This is a genomic window from Nonomuraea sp. NPDC049784, from assembly GCF_040659615.1.
Lineage (GTDB): Bacteria > Actinomycetota > Actinomycetes > Streptosporangiales > Streptosporangiaceae > Nonomuraea.
Map to the genome: position 1 here is coordinate 1 of NZ_JBFAMX010000460.1, position 8,367 is coordinate 8,367.

At 70.2% G+C, this 8,367-nt stretch carries 8 protein-coding genes; 2 read left to right on the forward strand and 6 right to left on the reverse strand.

Features of this window, described 5'->3' with window-relative positions; all coding sequences use genetic code 11:
• Positions 1 to 176 precede the first annotated feature (176 nt).
• Positions 177 to 1,262: an NAD(P)-dependent alcohol dehydrogenase gene (locus AB0J09_RS47770; protein ID WP_360707045.1), complete on the forward strand. Its 1,086-nt coding sequence runs from the start codon at positions 177 to 179 to the stop codon at positions 1,260 to 1,262.
• Complete coding sequence (locus tag AB0J09_RS47775; protein WP_360707048.1) at positions 1,259 to 2,509, forward strand: cytochrome P450; 1,251 nt, start codon at positions 1,259 to 1,261, stop codon at positions 2,507 to 2,509. The genes AB0J09_RS47770 and AB0J09_RS47775 overlap by 4 nt, the downstream gene beginning before the upstream one ends.
• 15 nt (positions 2,510 to 2,524) lie before the next feature.
• Here the strand turns inward: AB0J09_RS47775 and AB0J09_RS47780 are convergent, their stop codons facing one another.
• From AB0J09_RS47780 to AB0J09_RS47805, 6 genes are all read right to left on the reverse strand, one after another.
• Positions 2,525 to 3,340 (reverse strand): FadR/GntR family transcriptional regulator, encoded by an 816-nt coding sequence (locus tag AB0J09_RS47780; protein ID WP_360707051.1) that lies wholly within the window; start codon positions 3,338 to 3,340, stop codon positions 2,525 to 2,527.
• On the reverse strand, positions 3,337 to 4,473 hold the full coding sequence (locus tag AB0J09_RS47785; protein ID WP_360707054.1) for an ATP-binding cassette domain-containing protein: 1,137 nt from the start codon (positions 4,471 to 4,473) through the stop codon (positions 3,337 to 3,339). Before AB0J09_RS47785 ends, AB0J09_RS47780 begins: the two co-directional genes overlap by 4 nt.
• Complete coding sequence (locus AB0J09_RS47790) at positions 4,470 to 5,279, reverse strand: carbohydrate ABC transporter permease (protein WP_360707057.1); 810 nt, start codon at positions 5,277 to 5,279, stop codon at positions 4,470 to 4,472. Before AB0J09_RS47790 ends, AB0J09_RS47785 begins: the two co-directional genes overlap by 4 nt.
• Positions 5,276 to 6,139 (reverse strand): sugar ABC transporter permease, encoded by an 864-nt coding sequence (locus tag AB0J09_RS47795; protein ID WP_360707059.1) that lies wholly within the window; start codon positions 6,137 to 6,139, stop codon positions 5,276 to 5,278. Before AB0J09_RS47795 ends, AB0J09_RS47790 begins: the two co-directional genes overlap by 4 nt.
• A complete protein-coding gene (locus tag AB0J09_RS47800) occupies positions 6,136 to 7,422 on the reverse strand; it encodes an extracellular solute-binding protein (protein ID WP_360707062.1) in 1,287 nt (428 codons plus the stop codon). The genes AB0J09_RS47795 and AB0J09_RS47800 overlap by 4 nt, the downstream gene beginning before the upstream one ends.
• A 14-nt stretch (positions 7,423 to 7,436) precedes the next feature.
• Positions 7,437 to 8,367 (reverse strand): cellulase-like family protein (locus AB0J09_RS47805; protein ID WP_360707065.1); only part of this gene is annotated, 931 nt, incomplete at its 5' end.

The window sequence follows — 8,367 nt, forward strand, 5'->3', positions numbered from 1 at the left end:
GGGCGAGCTGCGGGTGCGGCGCTGCCTGGACTGCGGCGCCACTGCTTCTACCCGCGCCCGGTCTGCCGGTACCGCGCGTCCGAGAGTGTCGAACGGGTGGCGGTGCACTGGCGTGTCGCGGAGGAATCCGGATATGACACGTAGCGACAACCCTGCCGCGACCGCCAAGGAGTGAGATGCGCGTAGAGGCTGCGATCCTGCGTGATCCGGGCAAGCCGTTCACCGTCGAAGATCTCCAGCTGGGCGAGCCGGGGCCGGGGGAGGTGCTGGTCCGCGTGGCCGGCGTGGGCATGTGCCACACCGATGTGCTCTTCCGGGGGCTGCCGGAGCTGCCGATGCCGATGGTCTTCGGGCACGAGGGCTCGGGCGTCGTCGAGGCGGTCGGGCCGGGGGTGACCCGCGTCAAGGCGGGCGACCACGTCGTGATGAGCTACGACTCGTGCGGCTGGTGCGCCCAGTGCCTGACCGGGGCGGCCCCGTACTGCGACGAGTTCATGGCGCGGAACCTCAGCGGGGTGCGGACCGACGGGACGAGCGGGGCCACCGACCTCGACGGCGGGCCGGTCGCGGCCCGCTGGTTCGGCCAGTCCTCCTTCGCCACGCACGCCGTCGCCACCGAGCGCAACCTCGTCACCGTCAATCCCTCGCTGCCTCTGGAACTGCTCGGGCCGCTCGGCTGTGGCATGCAGACGGGGGCGGGCTCGGTGCTGAACGCCCTGAACGTGCGCCCGGGCTCCAGCATCGCGGTGTTCGGCACCGGAGCGGTGGGTCTGGCGGCGGTCATGGCGGCCAAGGTCGCGGGCGCCGACGAGATCGTCGCGATCGACCTGCACGCCGGGCGGCGCGAGCTGGCCCTGGATCTCGGCGCCACCCGGGCGATCGACGGCGCGGATCCCGACCTGGCCGCTTTGACGGGCGAGGTCGACTACTCCTTCGACACCACCGGCGTGCCCGGCGTGGTGCGCACCGCCGTCGGAGTGCTGAGCCCGCGCGGGACGTGCGGCCTGGTCGGCACCGGAGGCGGCGACATCACGCTGGAGCCGCTGGCTCTGGCCGGGCGCAGCCTCCGCTACATCCTCGAAGGCGACGTCGTGCCCCAAGAGTTCATCCCCCGGTTGATCCGGCTGTGGCAGCGCGGCCGCTTCCCCTTCGACCGGCTGATCCGCACCTACCCGCTGGACGAGATCAACGACGCCGAACGCGACTCCGCGAGCGGCGCGACGATCAAGCCCGTCCTGCGTCCCCGAGCAGGAGTCTCATGAACATGACCGTCGAGCAGGCCGGGCTCATGCTGGCCGATCCCGTCTCGTACACCGACGAGACCCGGCTGCACCAGGCGCTCACCCTGCTGCGCCGGGAGTCCCCGGTCCACCACGTGCGGGCGCCGGGATACGACCCCTTCTACGCCGTCACCCGCCACGCCGACGTCATGCGGATCGAGCGCGACAATGCCCTGTGGCTCAACGAGCCGCGCCCGGTCCTGGCCAAGAGCGAGTTCGACCGGCTGGCCAGGGAGCAGGCCGCGCAGGGTTTCGCGCTGAAGACCCTGATCCACCTGGACGATCCGCAGCATCGGGTGGTCCGCGCGGTCGGCGCCGACTGGTTCCGCCCCAAGGCCATGCGCGCCCTGGAGAGCCGGGTCCAGGACCTCGCGCGCCGCTACGTCGACCGCATGGCCGGCTACGGTGGCGAGTGCGACTTCGCCACCCAGGTCACGGTGCACTACCCGCTGTACGTGATCCTCTCGCTGCTCGGCCTGCCCGAGTCCGACTTCCCGCGCATGCTCAAGCTCACCCAGGAGCTGTTCGGCGGCGCGGACGCGGAGAACAGGCGTGGCGAGAGCCCCGAGGACTCGTTCGCGGTGATGATGGACTTCTTCACCTACTTCCAGGAGCTGACCGCGGCCCGCCGCGCCCACCCGACCGACGACCTGGCCTCCGCCATCGCCAACGCCACGGTGGACGGCAAGCCGCTCGACGACCTGGAGACGACCTCCTACTACGTCATCATCGCCACCGCCGGCCACGACACCACCAGCTCCACCGTCGCAGGCGGGCTCCACGCCCTCATCGAGCACCCCGGCCAGCTCGTCCGCCTGCGCGAGAACCCCGGCCTCCTGCCTCTGGCGGTGGACGAGATGATCCGCTGGGTCACCCCGGTCAAGGAGTTCATGCGCACGGCCTCGGCCGACACCACCCTGAACGGCGTGCCGATCGGTGAGGGCGAGTCGGTCCTGCTGTCGTATCCCTCGGCCAACCGCGACGAGGAGGTGTTCACCGACCCGTTCGCCTTCGACGTGGGCCGCGACCCCAACCGCCACCTCGCCTTCGGGTTCGGCGTGCACTACTGCCTGGGCGCCGCGCTGGCCCGGATGGAGCTGCGGGCCCTGTTCGCCGAGCTGCTGCCCCGCCTCGACAGCGTCGAGCTCGCCGGACAGCCGGAATGGACCGCGACGACCTTCGTCGGCGGCATCAAGCACCTGCCCATCCGGTACAAGCTGCGCCAATGAGCGGGCCGTGCGACGTCATGAGGGCGTGCGCAGGTCCGCCATGAGGTCGTCGCCGGACGGCGTCGCGGGCGAGCCGAGCTGGTGCTCGATGACCTCGGCGAGGTTGGCGTCCATGTCGGCCCCGTAGAACTCCTCGGCGAGGCCGAGGTGGCGTCGCATCGCCTCGCGCGCGCCGTCGGGATCGCGGTCGAGGATGTGCTCCAGGATCACGGTGTGCAGGGGCTCGCCGGCCTCCCGCACCTCGCGGTCGCTGAGGCTGCGCAGCATCAGCCCGTAGGTGAGGTCCTGGATCGAGGTGAACATCATGTGGATGACCGGGTTGCCTGAGGCCCTGGCGATGGTCTCATGGAAGGTGAGGTCGACCCGCGCCCTGGCGTGCACGTCGCCAGGCCGGGCGAAGAGCTGGTGGACGCGGAGCAGATCGGTACGGTCCCGCTTGGTGGCGTTGACGGCGGCCAGGCCCGCGGCCTCGGTCTCCAGCATGACGCGCGCCCGCATGAGCTGCCGGGCGGTCACGCCGGCGGCGCGGGCCGCGAGGTACATCGGCCGCATCAGGTTCTCCGCCGTGTAGCGGCGCACGAAGCTGCCGCGCTGCGGCGAGACCTCGATCAGTCCCCGCTCCTGGAGGGTCCGGAGCACCTCCCTGATGACCGGGCGACTGACCCCGAACTCGGTCGCCAGGTCGCGCTCCGACGGCAGCCGCACGCCGGCGGCCCAATGGCCGGTCAGGATCCGGTCCTCCAGGACGGCGATCAACGCTGCCGGCGTGGTCTTACCACTTTCCGCGGTCATGCTCTCAGGCGACGGCTTCTTTCCGCCATCAGCGGTCATGCCGACCACGGTAGCGGCTCGCCGCCGGTGGCGAGCCGGGTGCCGTGCCAGCACGCCCGCCCGTCCGGGCCGAAGAGGTGGAGATCGGTGAGCGGCACGTGGAAGGTCGCGCGCTCCCCGTCACGCGGTCCGGTGCGGGGCGGGACGCGGGCGACTATCGGCCGTCCCATGCGGTCGCGGAGATGCAGGATGCTCTCGTTGCCGAGATTCTCCCGGTATGACACCGTCGCGTCGAGCTCGAAGGCCGGTGACCCCGCGTCGGCACGCACACGTACGGACTCCGGCCTGAAGCCGATCTGCACCGACTCGGGCAGGTCGTCCGGCAGTTCCCCGGGTGACAGCCGCCAGAGCAGGTCGCCGCTGGACAGCTCGGCCCCGTCCGCGCCCGCACGCGCGGTGGCGTCGAGCAGGTTCATCCGCGGGCTGCCGAGGAACGTGGCGACGAACACGGTGGCCGGCTGTTCGTAGATCTCGGTCGGGGTGCCGATCTGCGCGAACTCGCCCTCATTGAGCACCGCGACCCGGTCGCCCATGGTCATGGCCTCGACCTGGTCGTGGGTCACGTACAGGACCGTGCCCGCGGTCCGGCGGTGGAACTCGATCAGCTCGGCACGCATCTGCACGCGCAGCGCCGCGTCCAGGTTGGACAGCGGCTCGTCCATGAGATAGGCGGCCGGCTCCCGGATCATGGCGCGGCCGAGTGCGACCCGCTGGCGCTGGCCGCCGGAGAGCTGCCCCGGCTTCTTCTTGAGCTGGTCGGCGAGCCCGAGCACGCGGCTGGTGTCGGCGATCCGCTGCCGGATGACGTCCTTCGACGTGTGGTGGGCCCGAAGCCCGAACGCCAGGTTGCCCTCGACGCTGAGGTGCGGGTAAAGGGCGTAGTCCTGGAAGACCATGCCGATCCCGCGGTCGCCCGGGTGGGCGTGGGTGACGTCACGGCCGCCGACCGTCACCCGTCCGGCGCTGACCGGCTCGATCCCGGCCACGATGCGCATCAGCGTGGACTTCCCGCAGCCGGACGGGCCGACGATCACCAGGAACTCCCCGTCGCGGACGTGCAGGTCGATGTCGGTGAACAGCACCTGGTTGCCGTAACGCTTGGTGACCCGCTCGATGCGGATGCCGTCGGTCATCGCTTGATTCCTCCGAGGGTGAGGCCCGAGACGTAGTAGCGCTGCAGCACGGCGAACAGGGCCAGCGGCGGCAGGATCGACAGCAGCGCGGCAGCGGTCTGCAGGTGGTAGACGATTCCGTGCTCGCCTTCGAACGACGACAGCGCGAGCGGCAGCGTCCACAGCTCCTGCTCGCTGGCCGCGATCAGGGGCCAGATCAGGTTGTCCCACTGGGCGAGGAACTGCAGCAGCAGCACGGTCAGCAGGGCAGGGCGCAGCAGCGGGACCGCGATGAAGAAGAAGATGCGCAGCTCGCCGGCGCCGTCCACCCGCGCGGCGTGCAGCATCTGCGCCGGGATGCCCAGCGCGAACTGGCGGACCAGGAAGACGCCGAGCGCGCTGGCCACGAACGGCGCGATCAGGCCCTGGTAGCTGTTGAGCCAGCCGATCTCGCTGAGCGCCACGAACACCGGGATCATGACAACCGCCGGGGTGAGGGACAGCGCGACGACCACCAGATTGAGCAGGGCGTCCCGGCCGGGGAACCGCAGCCGGGCCAGCGCGTATCCGGCGGCCGCCGAGATCGCCACGTCGAGTACTGAGACCGCCGACGCGATCAGGATGCTGTTCAGCAGGTAGCGCGGGAACCGGCCGTCGGTCATGATCTGGCCGATGTTGTCGAACAGCGCGAAACCGTGGAAACGCAGCCCGGACAGGTCGCTGTCGTCCGGCGCCGACGCGAGCACGATCATGGAGTAGAGCGGCAGCAGCATCAGCGCCACGAAGCCGAGGAGGGCTATGACGGTGAGCGGGCGGCTGATTCTCATTCCTCGTCACTCCTGATCAGCTTGAACTGGGTGAAGGCGAAGACGAGCAGCACCACGAGCAGGACGATCGCGATCGCCGACGCGTAGCCGAACCGGGAGTAGGCGAACGCGTTGTTGTACAGGTAGAGGGGCAGCACCTCGGTGGCGTTGACCGGCCCGCCCTTGGTCAGCAGGTAGGCGGGGACGAAGGACTGCATGGCTCCCGTGACGGCCACCACGATCACGAAGGTGAAGGTGCGGCGTAGCAGCGGCACGGTGACGAGGAAGAAGGTACGCAGCGCGCGAGCGCCGTCGATGGCTGCGGCCTCGAAGACGTTGGCGGGCAGGGCCTGCAGCCCGGCCACGAAGATGATCACGTAGAGGCCGACGTACTTCCAGATGACCATCACGAGCAGCGCCCAGATGGCGTAGCCGGAGTCGGTGAGCCACGGGCGGGCCCCGACGAGCGTGTCGGCGAGACCGCCGGTCGAGTAGATGACCTGCCACAGCACCGTGGCGCCGACCAGCGGCATCACCGCGGGGATGAAGACCAGGCCGCGCAGCCAAGCCCGCAACCGGCCAGGCTTGGCCAGTGGCACGGCCACGACCAGGGCGATCACGATCGTCGGGCCCACCGCGAAGACCGTGTAGAGCAGGGTCACCCGCACGCTGGCCCAGAACTCGTCGTTCGCCCACATCTGGCGGTAGTTCTCGAGGCCCACCCACTGCGGGGTGCCCGCCAGGTCGTACGAGGTGAAGCTCAGATACAGGGCGGCCAGCGCGGGCAGCGCCCAGAACAGGACGAAGTACACGATCGCCGGGGCGGCGAGGCCCGCGCCCGCGCGGGCCTCGATCCCGGACATGGTGCCCTTCCGCGTCATTTGAGTATCCGCCCCACCGCGGCGTCGAAGGCGACCGCGGCATCCTTCGCCGGCCGCTGCTTGTGGATCACGGACTCGAGCGCGTCGAGCAGCGCCTTGATGGTCTCCGTCCACTGCGGCAGCACCGGGCCGAAGTCGGTGTACGCGAGCTGGTCCTCGAGCTGCTGGCTGGCCTTGTCGCGGGCGCTGGGCAGCTTCTGCCAGCCGGCCGTGGGGGTGACCAGGCCGGTGGTGGCCAGCTGCTGGTCGACGCTGCCGGAGCTGGTCAGCCAGTTGACGAAATGCCAGGCCGTGTACGGATTTTTCGCCTTCTTGGCGACCATCCACCCCCATGAGTAGCCGGAGGCCACCTTCTCCTTGCCCGCCCACGAGGGCACGACGGCGCTGTCGAAGGTCTCGCCCAGCTTGGCCTTGGCGTTGAGCGCCGGGATGAGGCTGGAGGTGAACCGGCCGGACACCAGCATGGCCGAGGTGCCCTTGGCGAACAGGCCGAACGCGCCCACCGGGTCGCTCAGCTTCGGGTTGCCCTGACGGCCGTAGTACTCCAGGGCCTGGATGCCCTCCGGGGTGTTCAGGCCGCCGCGCCCCGAGGCCTCGTCGACGATCCGCCCGCCCAGGCCGTTGATCAGCGGGAGGAAGTTCAGCATCGCCCAGATGTTGTCGGCGAGCTGCCACTGGAGCCCGACCTGGGAGCCTGTGGTGAGCTTCCGGCCGAACTCCTCGACCTCCTCCCAGGTGGCCGGGGGCTTGTCGGGGTCGAGCCCGGCCTGCTCGAAGCGGTCGCGGCGGTACCACAGGTGGACCGAGTTGAAGTCGATCGGTATCCCGTAGACCTGGTCCTTGTAGGTGAGGGCGGCGAAGGCGTTGGTGTCGAACTTGCTCTTGAGCTCGTCGATGGAGCCCGCCCCGAACTCCGCCGGCGGCAGCGGGGCGACCTGCCCCTTCGAGGCCCGCTCGGCGAGGGTCCAGGCGCCGACCTTGATCAGGTCCGGCGGCGAGCCCGTGGTGAACGCGGTGGAGAGCTTGGTGTCGAGGTTGGCGATCGGGACGTACAGCGGCTTGATCGTCACCTTCGGGAACTGGCGCTGATACTCGGCGATCTTGGTGTTGAAGTACTTGTCGTTCGCCTCCTCATGGTGCATCCAGGCGATGACCGGGCCCTGCGGCCCGGCCTCCTTGGAGCCGACCGGTTCGCCGCCGGAACCGCAGGCGGTGGCCAGCGGGCTCGCCACCCCCAGCAGGGCGGCGGCACGCAGGAGGTCTCGACGGGGGATGGCAGTCATGTGTCCGGTTCCTCTCAGGAGACGGGCGCGAACTCGGTTACCCCCGCGTGGATGGCGTCGGTCATGCGCCGGTGCCAGGCGATGTCGCGCCACATGCCGGTGAATTGGGGGCCGCAGAAGTTGCTGGTGGCCAGCGCTTCCCAGCGGCCGGTGGCCAGCGCGGCGCGTACGCCGACCTCGCACAGCTCCTTGACCCAGCCCCAGTCGCGGCCGGGGCCGTCCTTGTAGTTGACGATCCCCCAGCATTCGGTGGTCACCAGCGGCTTGCCGGCCGACCGCGACCACTCGGCGACCTTCCCGATGTGGTCCGTCAGGCTGCCGGCCCACCGCTGCGGGTCCGCCCGGTACAGGCGCTCGGCCGGTCCCGACAGCGGCTCGTAGGCGCGCGGGTCGAACTGGGAGTTGTGGAGGTCGTATCCGATCTGGGCGTAGAAGTCGGTGGTGGCCTGCGGCGTCATCCACACGTGCGGCTCGATCAGGTCCAGCTCGGAGAGGTCCTCGCCGTCCGCGCCGGTGGTCTCGGTGGCGATGGACAGCGTGTAGCGGTACTGCGGATGGGCCGCCCGCAGGGTGCCGATGGCCTCGCGAGTCCAGCTCCGCACGACCTCGTCGCCTCTCGACAGGGTCGCGGCGTCCGGGTCGTTGCCGTACAGGAACGGCGCCCACATCGCGAGCGGCCACTCGTTCACCAGGTCGACGAAGTAGACGGCGTCGGCGAGCCCGGCGCTCTCGATCGCCGAGAGCGTGACGTCCCAGACGCCGGCCAGGTCTGCCGCGGTCCGGATCCTCGACCGGATGTCGAGCTCGTCCTTCCTGAACCAGGAGGACAGCGCCACCCGCAGCCCGCGCGCCGCGCAGGCCCGGATGAACTCCAGCAGGCCGGGCAGCACGCGTACAGAGACCGGCTCGGTGGCGCCCCACGCCTCGAAGTGCCACACGGGCAGC